The 24318-nt window shown below is 74.1% G+C and carries 22 protein-coding genes; 12 read left to right on the top strand and 10 right to left on the bottom strand.

Annotated features, from left to right (window positions below; translation table 11 throughout):
* The first annotated feature begins 1 nt into the window (after position 1).
* The 3 genes from ACIPAE_RS32280 to ACIPAE_RS32270 are packed head-to-tail and all read left to right on the top strand — an operon-like array spanning position 2 to position 3725.
* The gene (locus ACIPAE_RS32280; protein ID WP_366411713.1) at positions 2-952 is read left to right on the top strand and encodes an ABC transporter permease; all 951 of its coding nucleotides are present in this window, start codon (positions 2-4) and stop codon (positions 950-952) included.
* Positions 949-1833 (top strand): ABC transporter permease, encoded by an 885-nt coding sequence (locus tag ACIPAE_RS32275; RefSeq protein WP_328472732.1) that lies wholly within the window; start codon positions 949-951, stop codon positions 1831-1833. Before ACIPAE_RS32280 ends, ACIPAE_RS32275 begins: the two co-directional genes overlap by 4 nt.
* Complete coding sequence (locus ACIPAE_RS32270) at positions 1830-3725, top strand: dipeptide ABC transporter ATP-binding protein (RefSeq protein WP_402450111.1); 1896 nt, start codon at positions 1830-1832, stop codon at positions 3723-3725. The genes ACIPAE_RS32275 and ACIPAE_RS32270 overlap by 4 nt, the downstream gene beginning before the upstream one ends.
* Before the next feature lie 280 nt (positions 3726-4005).
* Here the strand turns inward: ACIPAE_RS32270 and ACIPAE_RS32265 are convergent, their stop codons facing one another.
* The 4 genes from ACIPAE_RS32265 to ACIPAE_RS32250 form a co-directional block, all read right to left on the bottom strand.
* On the bottom strand, positions 4006-5418 hold the full coding sequence (locus ACIPAE_RS32265; RefSeq protein WP_402450108.1) for an MFS transporter: 1413 nt from the start codon (positions 5416-5418) through the stop codon (positions 4006-4008).
* Positions 5419-5674: 256 nt separating this feature from the next.
* Positions 5675-6565, bottom strand: coding sequence for an LLM class flavin-dependent oxidoreductase (locus ACIPAE_RS32260; protein WP_402450105.1), 891 nt, complete (start codon positions 6563-6565; stop codon positions 5675-5677).
* Complete coding sequence (locus ACIPAE_RS32255) at positions 6562-7569, bottom strand: sulfurtransferase (RefSeq protein ID WP_402450103.1); 1008 nt, start codon at positions 7567-7569, stop codon at positions 6562-6564. The genes ACIPAE_RS32260 and ACIPAE_RS32255 overlap by 4 nt, the downstream gene beginning before the upstream one ends.
* Positions 7566-8690, bottom strand: coding sequence for an LLM class flavin-dependent oxidoreductase (locus ACIPAE_RS32250; protein ID WP_402450100.1), 1125 nt, complete (start codon positions 8688-8690; stop codon positions 7566-7568). Before ACIPAE_RS32250 ends, ACIPAE_RS32255 begins: the two co-directional genes overlap by 4 nt.
* Before the next feature lie 53 nt (positions 8691-8743).
* Here ACIPAE_RS32250 and ACIPAE_RS32245 point away from each other — a divergent pair, with 53 nt between their 5' ends.
* Positions 8744-9481: a TetR/AcrR family transcriptional regulator gene (locus ACIPAE_RS32245; RefSeq protein ID WP_328472720.1), complete on the top strand. Its 738-nt coding sequence runs from the start codon at positions 8744-8746 to the stop codon at positions 9479-9481.
* A 78-nt stretch (positions 9482-9559) separates the two neighbouring features.
* Here the strand turns inward: ACIPAE_RS32245 and ACIPAE_RS32240 are convergent, their stop codons facing one another.
* Entirely contained in the window at positions 9560-10219 is a 660-nt protein-coding gene (locus ACIPAE_RS32240) for a hypothetical protein (protein WP_402450098.1), read from the bottom strand.
* Positions 10220-10410: 191 nt separating this feature from the next.
* Positions 10411-11454, bottom strand: coding sequence for a LacI family DNA-binding transcriptional regulator (locus ACIPAE_RS32235; protein WP_366411718.1), 1044 nt, complete (start codon positions 11452-11454; stop codon positions 10411-10413).
* Positions 11455-11753: 299 nt separating this feature from the next.
* On the opposite strand from ACIPAE_RS32235, the gene ACIPAE_RS32230 reads away from it, so the two are divergent.
* The 8 genes from ACIPAE_RS32230 (at position 11754) to ACIPAE_RS32195 (ending at position 19763) form a co-directional block, all read left to right on the top strand.
* Positions 11754-12902, top strand: a complete 1149-nt coding sequence (locus ACIPAE_RS32230; protein ID WP_366411719.1) for a Gfo/Idh/MocA family oxidoreductase — start codon at positions 11754-11756, stop codon at positions 12900-12902.
* Positions 12899-13825 (top strand): PmoA family protein, encoded by a 927-nt coding sequence (locus tag ACIPAE_RS32225; RefSeq protein WP_329362031.1) that lies wholly within the window; start codon positions 12899-12901, stop codon positions 13823-13825. Before ACIPAE_RS32230 ends, ACIPAE_RS32225 begins: the two co-directional genes overlap by 4 nt.
* The gene (locus ACIPAE_RS32220; RefSeq protein ID WP_402450093.1) at positions 13819-14547 is read left to right on the top strand and encodes a cupin domain-containing protein; all 729 of its coding nucleotides are present in this window, start codon (positions 13819-13821) and stop codon (positions 14545-14547) included. The genes ACIPAE_RS32225 and ACIPAE_RS32220 overlap by 7 nt, the downstream gene beginning before the upstream one ends.
* 175 nt (positions 14548-14722) lie before the next feature.
* Complete coding sequence (locus ACIPAE_RS32215; RefSeq protein ID WP_402450091.1) at positions 14723-16057, top strand: ABC transporter substrate-binding protein; 1335 nt, start codon at positions 14723-14725, stop codon at positions 16055-16057.
* Complete coding sequence (locus ACIPAE_RS32210) at positions 16054-17019, top strand: sugar ABC transporter permease (protein ID WP_328472709.1); 966 nt, start codon at positions 16054-16056, stop codon at positions 17017-17019. The genes ACIPAE_RS32215 and ACIPAE_RS32210 overlap by 4 nt, the downstream gene beginning before the upstream one ends.
* Complete coding sequence (locus ACIPAE_RS32205) at positions 17019-17855, top strand: carbohydrate ABC transporter permease (RefSeq protein ID WP_328474830.1); 837 nt, start codon at positions 17019-17021, stop codon at positions 17853-17855. The genes ACIPAE_RS32210 and ACIPAE_RS32205 overlap by 1 nt, the downstream gene beginning before the upstream one ends.
* A gap of 12 nt (positions 17856-17867) precedes the next feature.
* Positions 17868-18488, top strand: coding sequence for a hypothetical protein (locus ACIPAE_RS32200; protein WP_402450089.1), 621 nt, complete (start codon positions 17868-17870; stop codon positions 18486-18488).
* A gap of 39 nt (positions 18489-18527) precedes the next feature.
* The gene (locus tag ACIPAE_RS32195; RefSeq protein ID WP_402450088.1) at positions 18528-19763 is read left to right on the top strand and encodes an epoxide hydrolase family protein; all 1236 of its coding nucleotides are present in this window, start codon (positions 18528-18530) and stop codon (positions 19761-19763) included.
* Between the two features lie 182 nt (positions 19764-19945).
* Here ACIPAE_RS32195 and ACIPAE_RS32190 read toward each other — a convergent pair whose 3' ends face one another.
* The 4 genes from ACIPAE_RS32190 to ACIPAE_RS32175 form a co-directional block, all read right to left on the bottom strand.
* Positions 19946-20917 carry an acetylxylan esterase gene (locus ACIPAE_RS32190; protein WP_402450083.1) on the bottom strand — a complete coding sequence of 324 codons (972 nt, stop codon included), beginning with the start codon at positions 20915-20917 and terminating at the stop codon, positions 19946-19948.
* 366 nt (positions 20918-21283) lie between these two features.
* Positions 21284-22372 carry a hypothetical protein gene (locus ACIPAE_RS32185; RefSeq protein ID WP_402450080.1) on the bottom strand — a complete coding sequence of 363 codons (1089 nt, stop codon included), beginning with the start codon at positions 22370-22372 and terminating at the stop codon, positions 21284-21286.
* Between the two features lie 135 nt (positions 22373-22507).
* Positions 22508-23350, bottom strand: a complete 843-nt coding sequence (locus tag ACIPAE_RS32180; RefSeq protein ID WP_329362044.1) for a DUF1206 domain-containing protein — start codon at positions 23348-23350, stop codon at positions 22508-22510.
* A 110-nt stretch (positions 23351-23460) separates the two neighbouring features.
* The gene (locus tag ACIPAE_RS32175; RefSeq protein ID WP_402450077.1) at positions 23461-24291 is read right to left on the bottom strand and encodes an SDR family NAD(P)-dependent oxidoreductase; all 831 of its coding nucleotides are present in this window, start codon (positions 24289-24291) and stop codon (positions 23461-23463) included.
* Positions 24292-24318: the final 27 nt, after the last annotated feature.

The raw sequence follows: 24318 nt of genomic DNA, 5'->3' as shown, positions 1-24318 counted from the left end.
CGTGAAGGCGACACACCTGCTCCGGGCGGTCGCCCGGCGGGTGGCGGCGGCCGTGGCGGTGCTCCTGGGCGCCGCCACGGTCGCGTTCGCCGCTCTGCAACTCATCCCCGGCGACCCGGTGACCACCATGCTCGGCCCGTTCAGCTCCGCCTCACCGGAGGTCCGCGACCGCATCCGCGCCCAATATGGCCTGGGCGAGCCGGTGTGGCAGCAGTACCTGCACTACCTCGGCCACCTGCTGCGCGGGAACCTCGGGGAGTCCTACCAGGTGCAGCGCCCGGTCAGCTCGCTGATCAGCGGCCAGCTCGCGCCCACCGCGCAACTGGCCCTGGCCGCGCTGGCGGTGGCCCTGCTGCTGGCCGTGCTCAGCGCCACCGCCACCGCCGGACGGCGCCCGGTGCTGCGCGGCGCCGCGTCGCTGCTGGAACTGCTCACCGTCTCCAGCCCGTCGTACTGGACCGGCATCCTGCTGCTCACCGTGTTCTCCTTCCACTGGCAGCTGTTCCCGGTGGCCGGCGCGCAGAACGGCACCGCGCTGGTGCTGCCCGCGCTGACCCTGGCGCTGCCCATGACCGGCGTGCTGGCCCAGGTGCTGCGCGAGGGGCTGGAGACCGCGCTGCACGAGCCGTTCGCGGTGACCGCGCGCTCCCGGGGCCTGAGCACCACCGCGGTACGGCTGCGCCACGCGCTGCGGCACGCGGCGCTGCCGCTGATCACCCTGACCGGCTGGCTGGCCGGTTCGCTGCTGGGCGGCGCGGTGCTGGTGGAGACGGTGTTCGGCCGGCCCGGCATCGGCGCCCTCATCCTCCAGGCGACCACCAACAAGGACATGCCCCTGGCGATCGGTCTGGTGCTGCTGTCCGCCCTGGTGTTCGTCGTGCTCTCGACCCTGGTGGACCTGCTCTACCTGGTCATCGACCCCCGGCTCAGGACGGACCAGGTGACACCGTGACCGTGCTCCCCACCCTGGAGTCCGCTCCGCATCCGCCGGCCGCGCCCGCGGCCCGCGCCGGGCGCCGACCGCGCCCCCGTACCCTGCTGCTCGGCGCGGCCGTGCTCTTCCTCGCCCTGCTGGTGGTGGCCGCCGCGGCGCCGGGACTGTTCACCGGGAACGCGCCCGACACCACCGACCCGCTCCAGGCGCTGCGGCCGCCCGGCTCCGGCCACTGGTTCGGCACCGACCAGCTCGGCCGCGACCTCTACACCCGGGTCGTCTACGGCACCCGGCTGTCGCTGCTGCTCGGCGCCGGCGCCACCGCGCTGTCCGTGCTGGCCGGCGCCGCCCTCGGCCTTGCCGCCGGGCTCGGCGGGCGGGTGGCCGACCAGGTCCTCATGCGGGTCGCCGACGTGCTGCTCGCCCTTCCGCCGATCCTGCTGGCCCTGCTGGCGGTCGCCGTCCTCGGCAGCGGCACCGTGAACGTCGCGATCGCCATCGCGGCCGCGTTCGCCCCCGGTTACGCCCGGATCGTCCGCGCCGAGACCCTGGTCGTGCGCCGCTCCGGCTACGTCGAGGCCGCCACCACCCTGGGCCTGTCCCGGCCGGTCCTGGTGTGGCGGCACGTCGTGCCCAACGCGCTCGGCCCGCTGCTGGTCCTGGCCACCGTCGGCTTCGGCTCCTCGCTCATCGCCGCCTCCGGGCTGAGCTTCCTGGGCCTGGGACCGCAGCCGCCCACCGCGGAGTGGGGCGCGATGCTCGACCAGGGCCGCGACTTCCTGCAGACCGCCTGGTGGCTGGGCATCTTCCCCGGCGCCGCCATCACCGCGACCGCGCTGGTGGTCAACATCGTGGGCCGCCAGGCCCAGGCCCGCTTCACCCGGAGGACCGGCCGATGACGCCCCTGCTCACCGTCGACGGCCTCGACGTGTCCTTCGGCGCGCTGCGCGCCGTACGGGAGGTCTCCTTCACCCTCGACGCCGGCGAATGCCTCGCCGTGGTGGGCGAGTCCGGGTCCGGCAAGAGCGTCACCGCCCGCGCCCTGGTCGGGCTCGCGGGAGACGGCGCGCGGGTGCGCGCCGGGACGCTGTCGTTCGACGGCCACGACCTCACCCGGCTGCGCGAGCCGCAGTGGCGGCGGCTGCGCGGGCGGCGGGTCGGCCTGGTCCTCCAGGACGCCCTGTCCTCGCTCGACCCGCTGCGCACCGTCGGCGCCGAGATCGCGGAGCCGCTGCGCGTGCACGGCGTGGCGGCCCGCCAGGACCGCGCCGAGCGGGTGCGGGAACTCCTCGCCGATGTCGGCGTGCCCGAACCCGGGCGCCGCGCCGCGCAGTATCCTCACCAGCTCTCCGGCGGGCTGCGGCAGCGCGCCCTGATCGCCTCGGCCATCGCCGCGGGCCCCGACCTGCTCGTCGCCGACGAGCCCACCACCGCCCTCGACGTGTCCGTGCAGGCACAGATCCTCGACCTGCTCGACCGGCTGCGCCGCGAGGGCACGGCGCTGCTGCTGATCAGTCACGACCTGTCCGTGGTGGCCCGGCTCGCCGACCGGGTGGCGGTGATGTACGGCGGGCGGATCGTCGAGACGGGCACCGGCCGGCGGGTGCTGGAACGGCCGCGCCATCCCTACACCCGGGCGCTGCTGGACGCGGTGCCGGGCCTGCACGCCAAGGGCACCCGTCTCTCGGTGCCCGCGGCGCCGAGACCGCACGCCGGCCCGGACGGCTGCCCCTACGCCCACCGGTGCGCGGCCGCCGACGAGACCTGCCGCACCCTGCTGCCGGTCGTCTCCGGCGCGGACACCGCGGTCTGCCACCACCCGCTGGACGGGCCGGAGTCGGAGCAAACGCCGGTACGCGCGCCGGTACGCATGCCGGTACGGGCGCCGGCCGTGGCGCGAAGCGCGGTGCGCGACCGCAGGCCGCCGGGCGCGGCCGGGCGCGCGGAGGACCTCGCGGAGCGGGCGCCGCTGCTGGAGGTCGACGCGGTGTCGAAGGGCTTCCGCGGCCCGGACGGCTCGGTGCACCACGCGGTGCGTGACGTCTCGCTCCGCCTGGGCGCGGGCGAGGCGGTCGGCGTGGTCGGCGAGTCCGGCTCGGGCAAGACCACCGTCGCGAGGATCATCCTCGGCCTGCTGCCGCCCGACACCGGGCAGGTGCGGTTCGACGGGCGGCCGTGGAGCGGGGTGCCGGAGCGGGAGCGCCGCGCCGCGCGTCCCCGTATCCAGGCGGTGCAGCAGGACCCGCTGGGCTCGTTCGACCCCCGCTACAGCGTGGAGCGGGTGGTCGGCGAGGCCGTGGCCCGGGCCGGGGTGCGCGGCCGCGCCGGACGCCGCACGCGGGCCGCTGAGTTGCTGGACCGGGTGGGGCTGCCCGCCGCGGTGCTGCAACGCCGCCCCGCCGAACTGTCCGGCGGGCAGCGCCAGCGCGTGGCCATCGCCCGCGCGCTGGCCACCGCACCCGACGTGGTGGTCTGCGACGAGCCGGTCTCGGCACTCGACGTGTCGGTGCAGGCGCAGATCCTCGATCTGCTCGCCGACATCCAGCACGACCTCGGGGTGGCGCTGCTGTTCATCTCCCACGACCTCGGCGTGGTCCATCACGTCAGCGACCGGGTCGTGGTGATGAAGGACGGGCAGGTGGTGGAGAGCGGTCCGGTGGAAGCCGTCTTCGCCGCACCCTCGCACGCCTACACCCGCACACTGCTGGCGGCAGGGGCGCCCACCGCCACGTCTCCGGCTGACGCCGAACCACCGGCGACCGCGGCGTCCCGGCCCGCCGGTTCCGCCTGACCCCGGGGCGGGGACACGGCAGCGGCCGAGGCCGCGCCTTCGGTTTCGGCTACGGCTACGGCTACGGCTACGGCTACGGCTACGACCGCACACCTCAAGGGCCCTGGGGCCACGGGAACATCCGTGGCCCCAGGGCCCTTTGCGCTGTCAGCCGCCACTCGGGAGCCGCCCGGGACGCCAGGTGGACGCCGTACGCACGCCGCTCGGGCGCCGGTCGGACACCGTACGCACGCCGTACACGCGCCGCTCGGGCGCCGGTTCCGCTCCGGTCGCGGTGCCGTCAGGCCCCGGCGGCCTCGGGCTGTGCGGCGGTGTCGGCCGGGGCCGGGCGGGCGGGCGGCGGCACGAAGTCCTTCTGCCGGATCAGCAGGGCGCTGAGCACCGCCGACACCAGCGCCACGACCGCGCCGATCCACAGGATCAGGTTGAGCCCACTGGCGAACCCGTGGTGCTCGCTGCGGGTGGTGAACACGGTGCCGAGCACCGCGATCGCGGTGGCCAGCCCGACCTGCCGGGCGGTGGCGTTCACCCCCGACGCCACACCCGCCTGGGCCGGGGCGACCACACCGACGGCCGTGGAGGCCAGCGGCACGGTGACCATGCCCGCGCCCGCGCCGGAGACGATCATCCCCGCCAGCAGGTGCGTCCACGTCGAGGAGTCCTTCACCCCGGTCATCAGGGCGATGCCGACGGCGATGAGCACGAAGCCGACGCTGATCATCAGCCGTACCGGGACCGCGGAGCTGAGCCGCCCGGCGGTCGTGGACGCCACGAACATCGCCCCGGTCAGCGCGAGCAGCCGCAGGCCCGCCTGGGCGGGGCTGAAGTGCAGGTCCTGCTGGAGGTAGAGCACCAGGTAGGTGATGAGCGCGTAGATCGAGGCGTTGAGCCCGAACGCGGCCACCAGCCCGCCGTTGAAGGTGGGCTTGCGGAACAGCGACAGGTCCAGCATCGGGTGGGTCGCCCGCCGCTCCAGCAGCAGGAAGGCGGCCAGCAGGACCGCGGCACCGGCCAGCGTCCCCCACACCTTCGCCTGCGACCAGCCGTCGGCGGCGTTGATCAGGCCGTACAGCAGGAGCGAGAGCCCGGCGCTGAAGAGGACGAAGCCGGTCCAGTCGGGGCGGGCCGCGGTCGGGTTGCGGGACTCCTCCAGCTTCAGCAGGGTGATGGCGACGACCGCGATGCCGATCGGGACGTTCACCCAGAAGATCCAGTGCCAGCTCAGCCCGCTGGTGAGCGCGCCGCCGAGCACCGGTCCGACCGCCACCGCGATGCCGAGGACCCCGCCGTAGATCCCGAACGCCAGCCCGCGTTCACGGCCCTGGAACGCCTGGCTCAGCAGTGCGAGCGAGGTCGCCCACACCACCGCGCCGCCTATGCCCTGGCCGGCCCGGGCCAGCGCCAGGAACAGCGGGCCGGTGGCGAGGCCGCACAGCAGCGAGCCGATCGTGAAGACCGCGGTGCCCACCGCGTACAGCCGGCGCCGCCCCCACAGGTCCGCGAGCGAACCGCCCGTGAGCAGACCCGCCGCCAGCGCCAACGCGTAGGCGTCGATGACCCATTGCAGGTCCGACAGCGACGAGTGGAAGTCGTCCCGGATGTCGGGGAGTGCCACGTTCACGATGGTGATGTCCAGGACGAGCATGAACACTCCGGCCACGACGGCCACGAGCGTCCACCATTTGCGTGCCATGCGTGATCTTCCTTTCGTGTCCGGGCAGGCCGGATCGGCCGGCCTGCCCGGCTGGGTGTGGGTGTCGCGGGTCTGTACCCGTCCGGCTCTCGGGCCCCTCGGCCCCCAACGGGACGGCGCGTCGGCGCGTCGGCGCGCGGGCGTCACGCGTCAGGGGTCGGGCGTCGGGTGACGGATGTCAGGGGTCAGTGGTCAGTGATCAGGCGTCCAGGCATCAGGCGTCAGTCGTCAGTCGTCAGTCGTCAGTCGTCAGTCGTCAGGTGCGGACGAACTCGGCGCGCACCAGGGGCATCACCTCGGTGGCGAAGCGCTCCCGGGTCTCGGGGTGGGTCAGCCCGAACAGCAGCGGGAAGGTGAAGCCGGCCCGGACGACGGCGACCAGCTGTTCCGCCACGTCCTGCGAGGAGCCCGCGAGGACGTGGCCGGGGACGCCGCGCCGGCGTTCCAGCAGCACCTGCACGTTGCAGGCACAGGTGATGGTGTCCGGGTCGCGGCCGGCCGCGCGGGCCGCGGCCCGCACCTTGTCGCGCAGGCCCACCGCCTCGGCCAGGCCCAGGCGTTGCAGCGACGGCAGCCAACCGTCCGCCAGCCGCCCGGTGACCTCCAGGGCCCGCGGGCCGTAGGTGCCGAGCCAGATCGGGACGGGGTGCGCCGGCCGCGGCTCGATCCGCGCGTCGTAGACCGCGAAGTGCCGGCCCACGAACGTGGTCGTCGGCCGCTGCCACAGCGAGTTGATGACCTGCACCGCCTCGTCGAGGGCGGCGACCTTCTGCCCCGGGGTGCGCGTGCTCAGGCCGAACGCGGCGAACTCCGCGTCGTAGCCGCCGTTGCCCAGCCCGAGCACCAGCCGGCCGTGCGAGAGCCGGTCGAGGGTCTCGGCCATCTTCGCGAGCACGGCCGGCGCGCGGTACGGCAGCCCGAGCACGTCCGTGGCCAGGGTGATCCGCTCGGTCGCCGCGGCCAGGAAGCTCAGCGCGGTCCACGGCTCCCAGGTGTCGCGGTCGCCGTGCAGGTGGTCGCTGAGCGCGAACAGGTCGAAGCCCAGCCGTTCGGCGTCGCGCGCCTCGGCCACCAGGTGCTCGGGGTCGGGCCCCTGGTAGTGCGAGACCACGCCGAAGCCGAGGTGCTGTCCGGTGAGGGTGCTCATCGCGCTGCCCCTTCGGTACGGGACGCGTCGGGCGCGTCGGCGGTACGGGACACGTCGGCGGCATCGGCACGGCCCGCCCGCGGACCGGCCGGGTCCTGGGCGTCCGGGCCGTCCGGGCCGTCCGTGGCGAACGGGTACGGGCCCGCCACCACCGGCCGGTCCGGGTCGGCCGACCACGCCGACCACGAGCCGGGGAAGAGGGCGGCGTCCGGCAGGCCGGCCCGCTCGACGGCCAGCAGGTTGTGGCAGGCGGTGACCCCGGAACCGCAGGAGAACACCACCTCCTCGGCGTCGGCGGCGCCCAACTCCTCGAAACGGCGGCGCAGTTCCTCCGGCGAGCGGAAGGTGCCGTCGGCGGCCAGGTTCTCCTGCCAGGGAGCGCTGAGTGCCCCGGGCACGTGGCCGGACCGGGTCTCCCCGGCGTGCGCGTCGGCTCCGGAGTAGCGGCCGGCGGCGCGGGAGTCCAGCACCAGCGCGTCCGGTGCGCCCGCCGCCCGGGCGACCTGGTCCGCGTCGCGCAGCAGCGCGGCCGGCCACGGCGTCACGCGGCGCGTGACCGGCGCCCGGTGCACCGGGCCGGTGTCCAGCGCGCCGGGCCATCCGGCCAGGCCGCCGTCGAGGAGCGCGGCGGCGCGGCCGGTCCGCCGCAGCAGCCACACCAGGCGGGCGGCGAACCCGCCGCCCTGGTCGTCGTAGGCCACCACCACGCTGTCGTCGGCGATGCCGAGCCGCCCGAGCCGTGCGGCGAACTCCTCGGGGGCGGGCAGCGGATGGCGCCCGCCGGACGGGGTGGGCGGTGCGGCCAGGTCGGTGTCGACGTCCACCCAGAGGGCGCCGGGGAGGTGCCCGCCGAGGTAGGCGTCGTATCCGGAGCGCCCGTCGAGGTACCAGCGGACGTCGGCGAGCACCAGCGCGTCGTCCCCGTCGGCCCTTTCGCGTACCCATGCGGCCGGGACCACCGGCGGTACCGGCTGTGCCACCGCGTCCGCCCGTATCGCGCTCACGCCTTCCCTCCGACCGGCTCGGCCGCCGCGGCCGCGAGCGCCGAGGGCGCCGAGGGCCGGCCGCCGACGGTGCCGCCCGTGGGGCGGTCCGCGCCCAGACCGGCCACCTGCGGGATCACCTCGGCGGCGACCAGTTCCATCGCCCGCGCCACCTTGCCGTGCGGGATGCCGCCGATGTCGATGGACAGCAGGTGGAGGTCGTGCCCCCACAGGTCGTGCAGCCGGCCGAGCTTGTCGACCACCTCCGCCGGGCTGCCGCAGATCGCCGAGCCCGGTCCGACCAGGTCGTCGAAGTCGAAGGCGAACGGGCGGGCGCCGGCCGGCAGTTTCGCGCCGCGGAAGTAGTTGCCGTAGTACTCCCGCCACTGCTCGCGGGCCTCGGCGGTGGTGTCGGCGACGAAGACATGGCTGGCGGCGCCGGTCCTGGCCTGCTCCGCCGGGCGGCCGGCGCGCTCCCACAGCTCGCGGTAGAGCCGGAACATCGGCGCGTGCGTCTCGGGCGGCCGGGCGGTGGTGCCGAAGACCATGGGCAGCGCGGACTCGACCGCCAGGTGCACCGACTCGGGGCGGGAGCCCCCGCTGACCCAGATCGGCGGCCGGTCCTGGTGGAGGCGGGGCTGTACGCGCACCGCGTCCAGCGGCGGGCGGAACGCGCCCTCCCAGGTCACCTCGGGCTCTTCCTCGGACCACAGGCGCAGCAGGAGTTCGAGGTTCTCCCGCTTGCGGTCGGCCTTGCTCTCCGGGGGCTGGGCGAAGACGGTGTAAGGGTCGGGGAAGAACGAGGCGCCCGCGATGAGCTGGAGCCGCCCGTGGGAGAGCAGGTCGAGCGTGGCGTAGTCCTCGGCGACCAGGACCGGGTCGCGGTTGGCGACCAGCGTGGTGCCGGTGGCCAGGGTGATCGTGGAAGTCCGGGCGGCTATCGCGGCCAGCACCACCGGCGGCGCCGATATGACGTCGCGCTCGCCGAAGTGGTGCTCGCCGACCGTGAACCAGGAGAAGCCCAGCCGCTCGGCGAGCACCGCGGCACGCACCACCTCGTCGAGGCGTTCCGCCTGGGAGACGCGGTGCCCGGTATAGGGGTCGCTGAGTAGGGTGCCGAAAGTGATAGTGCCGATGTCCATCGCACGGTCCTTAGCCAGGTGAAGGAAAGCCCTGAAAGTAAAGTACAACGTGCATGGTAAATTGGGCAACGGACGACCGACCGCAGGAGGCCCCCCTGAGCACCTCACCGACAGCCCACGCCACCCCCGCCGCCCCGGCGACGCCGGTGCGCCCCGGTCCGGCCCGCACCGGCGGGCGGGCGGGGAAGCGCCAGGCCATCACCCAGGGCGCCCGGACCGTCTTCGGCCGGGAGGGCTACAGCCGCACCAGCATCGAGGCCATCGCGGCCGAGGCCGGCGTGTCCACGCGCACGATCTACAACCACTTCGAGGGCAAGGAGCAGCTCTTCTCCGACGTGGTCCACGACAGCGCCGGCCAGGTCGCGGACGCCTTCATCGCGACGGTCGAGCAGCAGGTGACCGGGACCGACCCGCGGACCGATCTGCTGGCGCTCGGCCGCGCCTTCGTCGGCCAGCGCACCCAGTTCCCCGAGCACTTCGCGATGGTGCGGCAGATCAAGGCCGAGGTGCAGCACTTCCCGCCGGCCGTGATCGACGCCTGGCAGCAGGCCGGACCCCAGCGCGTGCAGCGGGAGGTCGGCCGCCGGCTCCAGCAGCTCGCCGACGGCGGCCTGCTGCGCATCCCGGAACCGGCCCGGGCCACCGTGCACTTCATCGCCCTGGTGACCTCGGAGATCACCATCCGCCCCTACGGCAGCCCGTCCCTGAGCCCGGCCCAGGTCCAGGACCGCGTGAGCCGCGGGGTCGACGCCTTCCTGCACGGATACGGCGCCGGCGCCCCGACCGCGTGAACGGACGCGTGCGGGCGCGAACCCGGAGCCACCGGGTGCGCGCCCCGCTCATCCGCGGTCGGGCGACACGCTCCAGGGTCAGGCGCCGTGCTGGGACAGGTAGTCGGTCAATCCGGTGTCCGCGGCGTCGCGCGGCGCCGCGGCGGTGGTGTTGACCGTCGCCTCCCAGGAGTGCGCGCCGCCGGTCACCACGACCACACCGGCGTACACACCGGTCCGCGCCCCGGCGTCGTTCGTGCAGCTGAAGCGGGTCTTGCGCCGATCACCCCAGCGGCAGGACCGGCCGAGCCGGTCGAAGGAGCCGAAGACCGACCGGGTTCGGCCGGCCGAGGACGTGAGCCGCTGGATCGTGACGGTGTCCCCGCGGCCCATCGCGTCGATGCTTCCGGTGTAGGCGCAGCCGAAGCCCTTGGTCTTCCGCGACGTCACCGTCAGCCCGCTGATCCGGCTGACCTGCGCCGGGGTGAGGCCGACCGCCGCGCAGCCGGTGGCGCCCGAGGGCACCGCCGGAGTGCTGCCGGACGGCGACCCCGACGGCGAGCGATCCACGGGCGCGGACGAGCCGGTCGCGCTCGGGCCTGCCGGCGAACTCGCGGCGGGGGCGCCCGCGGAGTGCGAGGACCCGCCGCCCCCGCCGCTCCCACCGCACCCGCTCGCGGCGATCAGAACGGCGCACCCGGCGATCACCCGGTTCCAGCGGCCCACCCGCATGGCCGGGAACACTACCAACCAGAACATCGCCGTGCCGCCCTCTCCCCGCACCGCACGCAGGTCGCGGCCGCGGGGAAGGAGCCGCAGGGGTAGGAGCCGCGGCCGGGGGAAGCCGGCCGGGCCTTCATGGACGCGCCACCGACCGGCCTTCGTGGACGCGCCGCCGACCGCGTCCTCGTGGACGCGCCACCGACCGGCCTTCGTGGAAGCGCCGCCGCTCAGTCGTCCACCGGCCGCCGCACCCCGGTCGTGGACTCCCCCACCTCCAGCCGGTACGGCGCCAGGTGCACCGCGTGGCGCGGCGGGGTCGCCGCGCCGATCCGGTGGGCCAGCGAGGTGACGGCCAGCGAGGCGATGGCCGCCTTGTCGGGAACCACCGTGGTCAGCGAGGGGGTGGCGTACCGGGCCTCCTCGCTGCCGTCGACGCTGGCGACGGCGATGTCTCCGGGCACCGCGAGACCGGCCTCGTGGAAGGCCCGGATCGCGCCGACGGCCAGCAGGTCGTTGAAGCAGAACACCGCGTCCGGGCGGGCTTCGGCCGGGAGGGCGGCGAGCGTGCGGCCGGCCCGCAGCCCGCTGCGCCGGTCGAACTCCTCCACCGGCGGCGCGAGTCGGGGGTCGAACGGGATACCCGCCTCGTGCAGGGCGAGTTGGAAGCCCTCCAGGCGCTGCCGGCTGGTCGCCGAGCCCTGCCGGTCCACGCCGACGGCGGCGCACCGGGTCCGGCCGAGGGAGGCGAGGTGGGCGGTGGCCTCGCGGGCGGCGGCCACGTTGTCGATCAGGACGTGGTCGGTCTCCAGCCGCTCCCGGCCGTCCTCCCGCTCGCCCAGCAGCACCAGCGGGAAACCGGCCGTGGTGGCGGCGAGTTGGTCGAAGGGCACCCGGAGCGGGGAGAGGATCACCCCGTCCAGCATGGCCGCGCCGAGCCCACTGGCCAGCCGCAGCTCCTCCCGGGCGTCGCCCAGCGTCTCCTCGATCAGGACGGTCAGCCCGATCCGGGACGCCTCGGTTCTCACGTGGTGGGCGAGTTCGGCGAAGTAGGGCGTGGCCAGGAACGGCACCGCCAGGGCGATCAGCCCGCTGCGGCCGGTGCGCAGCCGCACCGCCGACGGGTTGGGGCGGTAACCCAGTTCGCTCACCGCGGCCATGACGCGCTCCCGGGTGGCGGGTGCCACTTTCGACATTCCGCGTACAACGTTGGAAACGGTCTTGACGGAGACGCCCGCACGGTCGGCGACATCCTTGAGCCTCACTGCCGTCACGTACCTGACCCTTCTCGAAGTGGCCTCATTGTAGGGCAGTTCATGGCAGACCGCGCCGGTGGCGACCATGCGGGGAAGTCGGCGATGCCCAAAGGGTTGACCCGCGGCACGCGCGCTGGTTACAACGTTGGAATAGCCGGGCGAAGGAGCCGCCGGCCCACCCTTCCGGTGGCTCCGCGCGCCCGCATGCCGTGGGCGCGGGGGCCGACCGCCGCCGTGCCCGCGGTGATCGAGCGGCCGGCCGGCACCCCGCTTCCGCGCCGTTCATGACGTACCGCCAGCCTCACGAGAGGGCCCGTATGTCCCCGCACCGTCCGAAACCCCCGTTGCGCACCGCTGTGGTGGGCACCGGAAGCATCGCCCGAGGAGCCCACCTGCCCGCGCTCGCCACCCTGGCGGGTGAGGGCGCGGTGGAGATCGTCGCCGTCGTCGACGTCGCCGAGGAGGCGGCCCGCGCCGCCGCCGAGGAGTTCGCCGTGGCGAGCGCCTTCACCGACCTCGACACCATGCTGGGCGAGCTGCGCCCCGACCTGGTGGTGCTCTGCACGCCGCCCTCGCTGCACCGGGAGCAGGCGATCGCCGCGGTGCGGGCCGGCGCCCACGTGTGGTGCGAGAAGCCGCCGTGCCCCTCGCTCGCCGACTACGACGCGATGACCGCCGCCGCCGGCGAGGAACCCGGCTCTCCCGCCACGTCGTTCGTCTTCCAGCACCGGTTCGGCTCCGGCGCCCGGCACGTCCGCCGGCTGCTGCGCGAGGGCGCCTTCGGCCGGCCGCTGGTCGCGCACTGCCAGACCACCTGGTACCGGGACGCCGCCTACTACGCGGTGCCGTGGCGCGGCCGCTGGGACACCGAGGGCGGCGGCCCCGCCATGGGCCACGGCATCCACCAGACCGACCTGCTGCTGGACCTGTTGGGCCCGTGGCGGGAGGTCCGCGCGATGGCCGCCCGGCTGGTGCACGACGTGCAGACCGAGGACGTCTCCACCGCCCAGGTCCGGTTCGCGAGCGGCGCGGTCGCCACCGTCGTCAACAGCGTGCTCAGCCCCGACGAGGTCAGCCGGGTCCGGATCGACTGCGAGCTGGCCACCGTCGAGCTCACCCACCTCTACGGCTACCGCAACGCCGACTGGCGGATCACCCCCGCCCCCGGCGTCCCGGAGCGGAAGGTCCGGGACTGGAACGACTTCGGCCCCGACGAGCCCAGCTCCCACCTGGCCCAACTGCGCGCCCTGGTGGCGGACATCGAGGCCGCCGCGCCCCACCCGACCAGCGGGGAGGGCGGTCGGCGGGTGGTGGAGTTCACCGCCGCGCTCTACAAGTCCGCCTTCACCGACACCACCGTCCGGGCCGGCGAGATCGGCCCAGGCGACCCGTTCTACGCCGCCATGCACGGCGGCGCCCCCGACCGGCTGCCGGTCGGCGCCCGCGAGGAGGAGCAGGCCGTATGACGCTCTCGCTGACCCACGTGCACGGCGACCGGATCACCGTGGCCCACCAGGCCACCGGTACCGAGCTGTTCGCCTACGTGTACCGCCCGGAGGCCGCCTGGGAGGCGCCCAAGCCGTACCTCCACCCGATCCGCACCCTCGGCGGCGCCCTGGTCACCGACTACCGCCCCAACGACCACCGTTGGCACAAGGGCCTCCAGCTGACCGCCTCGCACCTGTCGGGCCAGAACCTGTGGGGCGGCAACACCTACGTCCACGGCGAGGGTTACCTGGCGCTGCCCGAGCGGATCGGCTCGATGGATCACGTCGGCTTCGACGAGGTGTCCGCCCGGCCGGACGGCGTGGTGATCGCCGAACGCCTGACCTGGCACCCGTACGACGGCTCGCTGTGGGCCGAGGAGGAGCGCCGGATCGAGGTCCGGGCCGACGCCGAGGCCGGCAGCTGGAGCCTGACCTGGTCCTCGGCCGTCACCAACCGGCGCTCCGAGCCGTTGCGGTTCGGCAGCCCCACCACCGCCGGGCGCCCCGCCGCCGGCTACACCGGGCTGTTCTGGCGCGGCCCCCGGGCCTTCCGCGACGGGCACGCCTTCACCGCGGACGCCGACAGCGCCGAGCGCGACCTGATGGGTGACCAGGCGCCGTGGCTGGCCTACTGCGGCGAGCACGACGGCCGCGACGGGCACGCCACCGTCGTCTTCGAGCACGCACCCGGCAACGACCACACCGGAGCGAAGGGCACCCACCCCGCGCACTGGTTCGTCCGCACCGACCCGTTCGCCGCCGTCGCCCCCTCCTTCGCCTTCCACGAGGAACTGGTCCTCGATCCCGGCGAGGAACTGGCCCGCCGCTACCGCGTGCACGTCGCCGACGGCGCCTGGGACCGCGCGGCGGTCACCGCGCACCTGGAGCGGCACCCATGGTGACCACGGCCTACGACGGGTTCCCCGGGGCGGTCGCGGTCTCCCGGCTGACCGTCTACGACTGGCCGACCGTCGACGGCCGGCCCGGCGGCGGCACCCCGCACCTCCACCTGACGTGCAGCGAGGGGTATGTGGTGACGGACGGCGAGGGCGCCGTGCAGACCCTGACCACCTCCGGCTTCGAGGAGACCCCGCTGCGGGCCGGCACGGTGGCCTGGTTCACCCCCGGCACCATCCACCGGCTGGTCAACCACGGCGGCCTGCGGATCACCGTCGTCATGCAGAACAGCGGGCTGCCCGAGGCGGGCGACGCGGTCCTCACCCTGCCCCCGGACCGGCTCACCGACACCGACACCTACGCGGCGGCGGTCCGGCTGCCCACCGCGGGGAGCGAGCAGGACCAGGTCGTCGCGGCGCGGGCCCGCCGTGACCTCGCCACCCGCCGCTTCGTCGAGCTGCGGGAGGCGGTCGCCGCCGGCGACCCGGAGCCGCTCGCCGCCTTCCACCGCGCGGCGGCCGAGCTGGTGCGGCCCCGCCTCGCCGAGTGGGAGCGCCGCTGGCGCGAGGGCGCCCACGCGGCCGCCACCGCCACCCGCGACCAGCTGGCCGCCCTCGGCGGCGGCGACCCCAGCCACCTCGCCGCCGCCCGCACCCGGGCCGGCGGGCCCACCGCGACCGGACGGTTCGGCATGTGCGGCCGGCTCGACGTCTACCACGACGCCTGAGCCGACCCGTTCCCTCACGTCCCCGTTCCCGGCGGGGAGTCGACCGGCCGGTCCGCACCCGGCGCCCGCCCAGGCGCCTGAGCCGACCGGCCGGTCCCCCACCAGGCCCCCGGCCGGCGGCGCCCGCCCGCCGCCTCGCGCCACCGCTCCACCCACCCACCCCGGAAAGGCCACCATGCCCGAGCCCCGAAGCGGCCGGCGTCGGTTCCTCCGCCGCCGGGCGGTCGCCACGGCGGTCGCCGCCGGCTGCAGCACCGTCCTGCTGGCCGCGCTCACCTCCTGCGGTGCCTCCGGCGCCGCGGGCCACCACATCACCCTCACCTTCACCTGGTGGGGCAACGACGACCGGCAGGCCCGTACCGAGAAGGCGGTGCGGCTGTTCGAGAAGGCGCACCCCGACGTCACCGTCCAGATGTCCAACGCCGACTTCGGCTCCTACAAGCAGCGGCTGGCCACCCAGGCCGCCGGCGGCGGCATCCCGGACCTGGCGCAGCTGGACTACCGCCAGATCTCCCAGTTCGCCACCGGCGGCGCCCTGCTCCCCCTGGACAGCTACGTCAAGGACGGCACCGTCCACACCGGCGAGATGGACCCGTCGCTGGTGCACACCGGCCACCTGGCCGGCAAGCAGTACGCCCTGCCGATGGGCCGCGGCATCACCGGCTACGTCTACGACGCCACGGTCTTCGCGCAGGCCGGCATCCCCGCGCCGCAACCCTCCTGGACCTGGCAGGACTACGCGGAGGTCGACGCGAAGATCGCCGCGATGAAGCTGAAGTCCCCCGACGGGCGGACCGTGGCGGGCTCCAACGACGGGGGCAGCAACGAGGACGTCTTCGAGGACTGGCTGCGCAGCCACGGCAAGCAGCTCTACGCCGGCCCCACCAAGCTCGGCTACACCGAGCAGGACCTCGCCGCGTTCTGGTCCTTCTGCCACCAGTTGCAGAAGTCGGGGGCGCTGGTGTCGGCCAAGGACAGCGCGCAGGCCGACGCGACGGGCATCAGCGCCTTCAGCCGCGGCCTGGACGCCCTCGACTACTCCTGGGACGCCACCTTCACCGGCTTCACCAGCCCGACCGGGCACACGATGCGCTACGCCCCGGTCCCCGGCGTCGACGGCAAGGCGGGCGCCTACTTCAAGCCCACGATGCTGATCGGCATCGGCGCCCACTCCAAACACCCCCAGATGGCAGCCGAGTTGATGGACTTCCTCCTCAACGACCGGCAGGCCGGCGACGTCCTGGGCGTCACCCGGTCCCAGCCGCCCAACCGCGCGATCGCCGCCGAGGTGGACCGGAAGCTGAGCGGGCCGGACCTGAAGGTGTGGCAGTTCGACGAGCAGATGCAGAAGTACGGCGTGCAGCCCCCGCCTGCCGCGCCCCCCAAGGGTGACGTCGCGATCGAGAGCGCCTTCGTCCGCGAGTACCAGCGGGTGGAGTTCGGCCTGGCCTCGCCCGCGAAGGCGGCCCACGAACTCGTCGTCCAGGCGAAGCAGGAGCTGGAGTCATGAGCGTCTCGCAGATCGACGTGCCCAAGCCCGCCGGGCCGGCGGCGGACCGGGCGGACGCGCGCCGGCGCGCCCGCGGCCGCCGCGAGGCGCGCTGGCCGGCGTATGTCTTCCTCACCCCGTGGATGATCGGCGCGGTCGCGGTGACGCTGGTGCCGATGGCGGTGTCCCTCTACCTCTCCTTCACCAGCTACGACATGTTCAACGCCCCGCACTGGGTGGGCCTGCGCAACTACCGGGAGATGCTGTTCGACGACCCGCGGTACTGGCGGTCGGTGCTGACCACCCTGAAGTACGTGGTGATCGCCGTCCCGCTCAAGCTGGCCCTGGCGCTCGGCGCCGCACTGCTGCTCAAGCGGCTCAGGGCCGGCCGCGGCTTCTACCGTTCGGCGTTCTACGCCCCGTCCCTGCTCGGCGCGAGCATGTCGATCGCCCTGGTGTTCCGAGCGCTGTTCAACGACGGCGGCACCGTCGACAACGTGCTCGGCACCTTCGGCATCCACCTCGGCGGCTGGGTCGGCGACCCGCACCTGGCCACCTTCGTCGTGGTGATGCTGACCATCTGGCAGTTCGGCGCCCCCATGGTCATCTTCCTGGCCGGCCTCCAGCAGATCTCGCCTGAGCTGTACGAGGCGGCGGGGCTCGACGGGGCGGGCGCCTGGCGGCAGTTCGTGTCCATCACGGTGCCGATGCTCTCGCCGGTGGTCTTCTTCAACCTGGTGCTGGAGATGATCCAGTCCTTCCAGGTCTTCACGCCCGCCTTCGTGGTCAGCGGCGGCAACGGCGGGCCGGCCGACTCCACCCTCTTCTACACGCTCTACCTGTACGAGCGCGGGTTCACCGCCTCGCACATGGGCTACGCCTCGGCCATGGCCTGGCTGATGCTGCTCGCCATCGCGGCCGTCACCGCGGTGATGTTCAAGGTCTCCCGGGCCTGGGTGTTCTACGCGGACGAGGCGGAATGATGAACCTGACCATGCGACGCTGGCTGCCCCACACGGTCGCCCTGATCGCGCTGCTCGCCCTGCTCTACCCGCTGCTGTGGCTGCTGGTGACCTCCGTGAAGCCGGCCGACGAGGTGGTGACCAGCGTCAACCTGTGGCCCAGCCACTTCGAGTGGAGCAACTACAGCACCGCGCTGGACGGCGTCTCGGGCGTCTCGGTGACCCGGCTGCTCGGCAACAGCCTGCTGATCAGCCTCGGCGCGGTGGTCGGGAACGTGATGTCCTGCTCGCTGGCCGCCTACGCCTTCGCCCGGCTGCGGTTCCGGATGCGCGGCCCGATGTTCGCGTTCACCGTGGCCACGCTGATGCTGCCGCAGCACGTGGTGCTGATCCCGCAGTACATCATCTTCAACAAGCTCGGCATGACCAACACCTTCTGGCCGCTCATCCTGCCGAAGTTCCTCGCGGTGGACGCGTTCTTCGTCTTCCTCATCGTGCAGTTCATGCGGAACCTGCCCAGGGAACTGGAGGAGGCGGCCCGGATCGACGGCTGCGGCCCGTTCCGCTCGTTCTTCCACATCGTCCTGCCGCTGAGCCGCCCCGCGCTGATCACCACCGCGATCTTCTCGTTCATCTGGTCCTGGAACGACTTCTTCGCGCAGATGATCTACCTGTTCTCGCCGCAGAAGGCCACCATCACGCTGGCGCTGCGGAACTTCGTCGACCAGTCGAGCACGTCCGCCTACGGGCCGATGTTCGCGATGTCGGTGATCTCCGTCCTGCCCATCGTGCTGTTCTTCTTCGTCTTCCAGCGCTACCTGGTGCAGGGCATGGCCACGTCCGGACTGAAGAGCTGAGGAGGGTTCCCGATGACGTCGACCCACGTACCCGATCAGGCCCGCCGGGCCCGGCGCGAGCCGGGTGAGGTGTTCGGCTCCGGCTTCACCCTCTTCGCCGACATGCTGCTGGTGGGCGTGGTCACCGCGGTGGCCTGCCTGCCGGTGGTCACCGCCCCGGCCGCGCTCTCCGCCGCGAGCGCCGTGCTGCGCCGGTCCGCCGGCAGCGGAGTCCAGGTCAAGGTGGGCGACCTGTCGGCCGAACTCCGGGCCCGGCTGACCCTGGCCACGCTCGCCAAGGGCCTGGTGCCGCCCGCGTTCGGCGTGCTGTTCCTGCTCGACGAGCGGCTGCTGCGCTCCGGGCTGCCCGGGGCCGCCGCGATGGCGCCGGTCCTGCTGCTGCTCGCGCTCGGCGCCGCCGCCGTCGGCCTGCGCGCGGTCGCCCTGGACGGGCCGCACCGGCTCTCCGGACGGGAGGCGCTGGCCCGCTCGCTGGCGGACCCGCGCGGCACCGCGCTGCTGGCCGCCGCCGTGGTGCTGGCGGCGCTGCTGCTGTGGGCCCTGCCGGTGCTGCTGCCGCTGCTGCCCGGGCCTCTGGCGTTCGCCGCCACCGCGGTGGACCTGCGGGACTCCGCCCACCGGCAGGACGGATGACCGGTCCCGCCGGTCGGCGGCCCGGTAAAATCCCCCGCCATGACCTCCGCGCGCACGTTCGCACTGGAACCCACCCCGATCCACGTGCCCGACGAGGTCCTCGACGACCTGCGCGCCCGGCTGCGGCTGACCCGGCCGCCGCTGGACGAGGGGAACGAGGACTGGTCCTACGGCGTACCGGCCGGCTATCTGGGCGAGTTGGTCGCCTACTGGCGGGACGCGTACGACTGGCGCGCGGCCGAGCGCGCCATCAACGCCTACCAGCACTACCAGGTGGACGTGCGGGGTGTCCCGGTGCACTTCCTGCGCAAGCCCGGCCGCGGCCCCCGCCCGATCCCGTTGATCCTCACCCACGGCTGGCCGTGGACGTTCTGGCACTGGTCGAAGGTGATCGACCCGCTCGCCGACCCGGCCGCGTTCGGCGGCGACCCCGCCGACGCGTTCGACGTCATCGTGCCCTCCCTGCCCGGCTTCGGCTTCCCCGGCCCGCTCACCGGCTTCCCCGACGTCAACTTCTGGAAGGTCTCCGACCTCTGGCACACCCTGATGACCGAGACCCTGGGGTACGCGAAGTACGCCGCCGGGGGCTGCGACATCGGCGGGATCGTCACCAGCCAGCTCGGCCACAAGTACGCCGACGAGCTGTACGGCATCCACATCGGCTCCGGCCTGCCGCTCGACTTCTTCACCGGCCCCCGCGCCTGGGACTTCGCCCGCAACCGGCCCCTCACCGACGACCAGCCCGCCGACGTGCGCGCCCGTATCGTCGCGATGGACCGCCGCTCGGCGTCCCACCTCGCCACGCACATGCTCGACGGCGCCACCCTGGCCCACGGGCTGAGCGACTCCCCCGCCGGACTGCTCGCCTGGCTGCTGGAGCGCTGGAACGCCTGGAGCGACAACGGCGGCGACGTCGAGTCCGTCTTCAGCAAGGACGACCTGCTCACCCACGCCACGATCTACTGGGTGAACAACTCCATCGCCACGTCGATGCGTTACTACGCCAACGCCAACCGCTACCCCTGGGCCCCTTCCCACGACCGCACCCCGGTGGTGCAGGCCCCGGTCGGCCTCACCTTCGTCACGTACGAGAACCCGCCCGGCGTGCACTCCGCCGACGCACGCGTCCAGGCGTTCGTCTCCGGCCCGCAGGCGCGGTGGTTCCACCACGTCAACGTCAACGCCCATGACCACGGGGGCCACTTCATCCCCTGGGAGAACCCCGACGCGTGGGTGGGCGACCTGCGCGGCACCTTCCGGGGCCGCAGGCCCTGAGCGCACGGGAGCGCCTGGGGGTACCCGGGAGCACCCGGGAGCACCCGTGAGCTCCCGTGGGCGCCCGGCCCGGCGGTCACGGGCCGGGCCGGGGCTGATTCGCTCATGCGTATGAGCTTGGAAAGGGCACGTCGCGGGGATGTGTCCATACGACGCGCGGAAATCTCCTCGCGGGGCGGTCGTCACCCCTCGGACGTCAGGAACTCCCGCTGGGCACGCAGCAGTCGGGCCTCGTCCCGGGCGAGTCCGGGGTGGTCGAAGTGGCCGGCCGCCAGGACGAACAGCTCCTTCGGCCCGGCCAGCGCGTTGTACACCGCGAACTGCCCGGGCGGCGGCACCGAGGGGTCGAAGAGCGCCGCACCGACGTGCACGGGGACCCGTATCCGCGTGGCCGCGACGGCCGCGTCGAAGTAGCCGAGCACGTCCGTCACTTCGGGGTGCCGGGCGTGGTGGCCGCGGACCGCCTCGCCGCTGCCGGTGCAGGGCAGGGTCAGCCGCAGCGGGTGGTTGCCGAAGCTCGGCACCACCAGCGCCCCGCGCGCGAACCGCTCGTCCCAGGGCAGCGCGAGCGCGCCGATCCCGCCGCCGAAGCTCACCCCGGTCAGTGCCAGCCGGTCCGCGGCCGGCGGCACCAGCTCCAGCAGGGCGGAGGCCGCGCACCACACGTCGGCGGCGCATCCGCCGTGCACGTAGCTCTCCCGCGAGCCGATGCCGTGCAGCACGTGCCCGGCCGAGACCGGGGGGATGTCCGGGTCCAGGCTGCGCGTCCCCAACCCCCGGGCGCACGGCCAGATCGCGGCCGTGCCCGGCGGCGGGAGCGGCACGTCGACCGCGGCCCTGCCACCGTAGCCGTGCAGCACCACCATGCCGCGCGTGACGTGGCCGTCGGCCGGCACCGTCAGCCAGCCGCCCACCCGGAAGCCGCCCGCCGAGGTGTACGACACCGCGTGGACGCGGACCCCGTCCCGCTCCTCCTCCACGGCGCCCACCCGCGGCGCCGTGTCGACGGCCCGCGCTTCGGCGTACCTGCCGCGCCAGAAGTCGTCGAAGCCGGGCGGCGGTTCGGGCACGCCGACCTCCAACAGCCGGTCCAGGTCGTAGCCGTGGGTGGGGTCGAACGGGAAGTCGTGGGTGCGGATGGTCTCGACGGTCACGGGCGGGCGTCCTCTCCTCGGTGCCTTCTGGTCGGACCTGCTGCTCGGTCCTTCTGCCCAGCTCGGGACCACCCTGCCGGGCCCGGCGAGTGCGCCGCCAGTCGGGATGATCGACGCGCGCGGTGGAGGCGGCTCCCCTCGGCGCGTCCACAGCTCGATCTCTCGCGTCCACCCTCGATTTCCCGCGTCCACGTCGAGCCCCGGGCGCGCTCGTCCCGCTCCCGGCGAGGTGGTGGTCGTCCAGGAGGACCCCGCGCCCCGGGCCACGCGGCGGCGGACCGGGGAAGGCGTCCAGGTGAGCCCGCCGACGGGTCACCCTCGCTCGCCCGAGCGGCGGTGACCGGCACCGTGCGGCCCCGGTCCGCGCTACGAGGCCGCCCCGGCGTCCTTCCGCGGGGCGGCCGACGTCCGGTAGGGGCAGGCGAGTTGGCGCCGGATCGCCGGCGCGAGCAGATCCTCGGGGCCCTTCAGCGCGTCCGCCAGCTTCCGGTCGGTGGGGAAGACCAGCTCCGCCGCGACGTTGTCCTGCACGATCCGGGCCAGGTTGTCGAGGGCCACGAGGACCGGGTCGGCGGGGAGTTGGGCCGTCGGCAGGTCGATCAGGTGCACGTCCGCCGTCGCGGGGTCCAGGAACCGCTTGACGATGAGCGAGTTCTGGTTCGGCGCGGACGTCGTCCAGATCGACAGCACGACGACGTACAGGCCGGGCCAGTCCGCCTCGCCGACCTCGGCCCGCCACCGCTTCATGAGCCCTTCCACGCCCGCGATCTGCGCCCGGGCCGCGTAGCTGAGGTTGGTGCCGATGGCGTCGTCCAGGCCGCTCGTGAAGTGCTCGAACGACCGCATGTCGAAGGCGCCGCGCCGGACGGACCTCTCGGCGAACTCCACGGCGGCATCGAGGATCTGCGCACTGGACGCCGCCAGCTCCCGTGGCAGGCGCGCGTCGCCGAGCTGCCGCCGGGCGGTGGTCAGGGTGGCGCCGAACTCGCGGAGCGGGCCGACCCAGTCCTTCGTCCGGGGCCCCTTGAACGCCACCATCCGCAGGTCGTGCCGGTCGGGGCGGGGCGCGCCGGGCAGGCCCGGAACCCGGTGGTCCAGATACGGCGCGACGATCGAGTAGATGCCCAGCGGGGCGTGGGCGATCGACTTGGCCAGCGCGAAGAGCGCGGGGACCGGGTGCGCCGACTCCCGCGTCCCGTGGTGGACCAGGGTGTACAGGCCGCCCCGGTCGTCGTTCTGCACGACGATCACCGGGCCGAGCCGCCGGGCCAACTCGGCCCGGAGCGCGTCGTAGTGGCGCTGGGTGGCGGTGTCGACCGCGAGAACCGCGTGCCGGGCGGGCAGTTCCGGCGCCGCCGCGTCCGGTCCGGCCGCGGCCGCGGCGTCGGCGCCGTCGAGGAGTGCCAGGGCGCCGACCGCGGTGGCGGTGCCGAGAAAACTTCTGCGCGTGCTCACCCTCCGTCCATTCCCGCCACTCAATGCGAACATTCCCGTACGAACGCCGCTGCGAGGGTGAAATATGGGTCAAGTCTCAGAAAAGCGGAGGAAACGGAGCCAACGAGGGCATGAAGCCAGCCCGGCCCGGAGTCATCAGAGCGCGCGCCAGCGGGCGCTGGCCCAGGAGAAGCCGCCGAAGGCGACCAGGCCCACGGCAACGAGCACCAGCAGCCACGGGCCCGCGGGCGTCCCGGCGAACGACCTCAGCGTGTCGTCCATGCCCTTGGACTCGCCCGGCCGGTGCTGGACCGCGGCCACCACCGCGAACACGCCGGCCGTCGCGAAGAGGACACCTCGCGCCGCCCCGCCGGACACCCCGAGGAAGTCCACGACGCGACGCTGCCGTACCGACATCTCGCCCATCTTCAGGTGCTTGTGGAACTTGCGCATCACCGCACGGGCGGCGATCCACGCGCCGGCGCAGGCCACCGCGACCCCGGCGACGCCGGCGATCCACTGCCCGCCCGGCCAGTCGAGGACCCGGGCCGTCACGTCGTCGGTCCGCTTGTCGGTCGAGCCGCTCCCGCTCCCCTTGTCGCCCACCGCGTAGGCGAGGACGGAGTACGACACGAACGCGTAGAAGACGCAACGCCCCGCGGCCGCCGCGCGCTTGGCGGGCTTGCCGCCGTCGGGGCCCGCCTGGCCGAAGGCCGCCTCGGAGAGCCGCCACAGCGCCATGCCCGCCAGCCCCGCGCCCAGCAGCCACACCAGCACCTCGCCGAACGGCTCGTGGGCGATCTCCGCGAGCGCGCCGCCCCGGTCGGCCTGCTGCCCGCCCGCGTCGGAGAACGCGACGCGCACCGCCAGCACGCCGACGAGTACGTAGATCACGCCGCGCGCCGCGAAACCGGCGCGCCCGCCCCACTCGACGGCCGTGCCGCCGGCCGTTCTCCCGATGCCGCGCCGGCCGGCCGCTGTCCCTGCTGAAGTGTTCACGCCGTCCGCGTGCCCGCGACCCGGACGTTCAGACCTGCCCATCGCCGGCCGGCCGCTCCGATCGGCGTACCGGAGCGGCCGGCCCGCCGCGGCTGCCGGTGGCGGGCACCTCAGCCGAACGCCTTGCCGGAAAGGTCGTCCCATGCCTCCCACTCGGTGATCCGCCGGGCGTACTCGGCGCGCATCAGCGGGAGCGGCTGGTCACCCAGGAAGACCCGCAGCGGCGGCTCGTCGGCGTCGGCGATCGCCAGGATCGCCGCGGCGGTCGCGTCGGGGTCGCCGCGCCGTGCGGAGGCGCTGACCGGCAGGTTCGCACGGAACTCCGCGTACGCGGGCGAGTGTTCGGCCTGGTCCGCCGAGGCGCCCTGCCAGTCGGTGGCGAAGCCGGCCGGTTCGACCAGGGTCACCTTGACGCCGAACGGCCGGACCTCCATGGCCAGGCTGGACGTCATACCCTCCAGGCCCCACTTGGAGGCGTGGTAGAGCCCGAGGCCGGGCAGCGCGAACACGCCGCCGACCGACGACACCTGGATGATGTGCCCGCTGCCCTGGCCGCGCAGCACGGGCAGCGCGGCCTGCGTCACCCACAACGGGCCGAACAGGTTCGTATCGATCTGGCGCCGCGCCTGCTCCTCGGTCACCTCCTCCACCATGCCGAACAGCCCGTAGCCGGCGTTGTTGACGACCACGTCGAGCGTGCCGAACCGGGCGTGCGCCTGCGCGACGGCGGCGAAGCAGGCGTCGCGGTCGGTGACATCGAGCCGGATGGGGAGCACCGCGTCGCCCCACTTCTCGGTGAGCGGGGCGAGCGTGCCGGTGTCGCGGGCCGTCGCGGCCACCCGGTCGCCGCGCTCCAGCGCCGCCTGCGTCCACACCCGGCCGAAGCCGCGCGAGGCGCCGGTGATGAACCACGTCTTGCCTGTCGTGGTCTTGTCTGTCATGTCGGCCTCCCTGAAGTAACCATCTAG

This window comes from Streptomyces sp. NPDC087270, assembly GCF_044744625.1.
In the GTDB taxonomy this organism is placed as follows: Bacteria; Actinomycetota; Actinomycetes; order Streptomycetales; family Streptomycetaceae; genus Actinacidiphila.
The sequence above is the reverse complement of the archived record's forward strand: the minus strand, read 5'-3'. Positions and strand labels throughout refer to the sequence as shown.

Excerpts from the sequence above, each read along its gene's own strand:
- ACIPAE_RS32270 (WP_402450111.1), top strand. The coding sequence starts at position 1,830 with ATGACGCCCCTGCTCACCGTCGACGGCCTCGACGTGTCCTTCGGCGCG.
- ACIPAE_RS32245 (WP_328472720.1), top strand. The coding sequence starts at position 8,744 with ATGGTAAATTGGGCAACGGACGACCGACCGCAGGAGGCCCCCCTGAGC.
- ACIPAE_RS32175 (WP_402450077.1), bottom strand. The coding sequence starts at position 24,291 with ATGACAGACAAGACCACGACAGGCAAGACGTGGTTCATCACCGGCGCC.
- ACIPAE_RS32240 (WP_402450098.1), bottom strand. The coding sequence starts at position 10,219 with ATGTTCTGGTTGGTAGTGTTCCCGGCCATGCGGGTGGGCCGCTGGAAC.
- ACIPAE_RS32230 (WP_366411719.1), top strand. The coding sequence starts at position 11,754 with ATGTCCCCGCACCGTCCGAAACCCCCGTTGCGCACCGCTGTGGTGGGC.
- ACIPAE_RS32265 (WP_402450108.1), bottom strand. The coding sequence starts at position 5,418 with ATGGCACGCAAATGGTGGACGCTCGTGGCCGTCGTGGCCGGAGTGTTC.
- ACIPAE_RS32260 (WP_402450105.1), bottom strand. The coding sequence starts at position 6,565 with ATGAGCACCCTCACCGGACAGCACCTCGGCTTCGGCGTGGTCTCGCAC.
- ACIPAE_RS32200 (WP_402450089.1), top strand. The coding sequence starts at position 17,868 with ATGACGTCGACCCACGTACCCGATCAGGCCCGCCGGGCCCGGCGCGAG.
- ACIPAE_RS32215 (WP_402450091.1), top strand. The coding sequence starts at position 14,723 with ATGCCCGAGCCCCGAAGCGGCCGGCGTCGGTTCCTCCGCCGCCGGGCG.
- ACIPAE_RS32225 (WP_329362031.1), top strand. The coding sequence starts at position 12,899 with ATGACGCTCTCGCTGACCCACGTGCACGGCGACCGGATCACCGTGGCC.
- ACIPAE_RS32205 (WP_328474830.1), top strand. The coding sequence starts at position 17,019 with ATGAACCTGACCATGCGACGCTGGCTGCCCCACACGGTCGCCCTGATC.
- ACIPAE_RS32250 (WP_402450100.1), bottom strand. The coding sequence starts at position 8,690 with ATGGACATCGGCACTATCACTTTCGGCACCCTACTCAGCGACCCCTAT.
- ACIPAE_RS32210 (WP_328472709.1), top strand. The coding sequence starts at position 16,054 with ATGAGCGTCTCGCAGATCGACGTGCCCAAGCCCGCCGGGCCGGCGGCG.
- ACIPAE_RS32220 (WP_402450093.1), top strand. The coding sequence starts at position 13,819 with ATGGTGACCACGGCCTACGACGGGTTCCCCGGGGCGGTCGCGGTCTCC.
- ACIPAE_RS32195 (WP_402450088.1), top strand. The coding sequence starts at position 18,528 with ATGACCTCCGCGCGCACGTTCGCACTGGAACCCACCCCGATCCACGTG.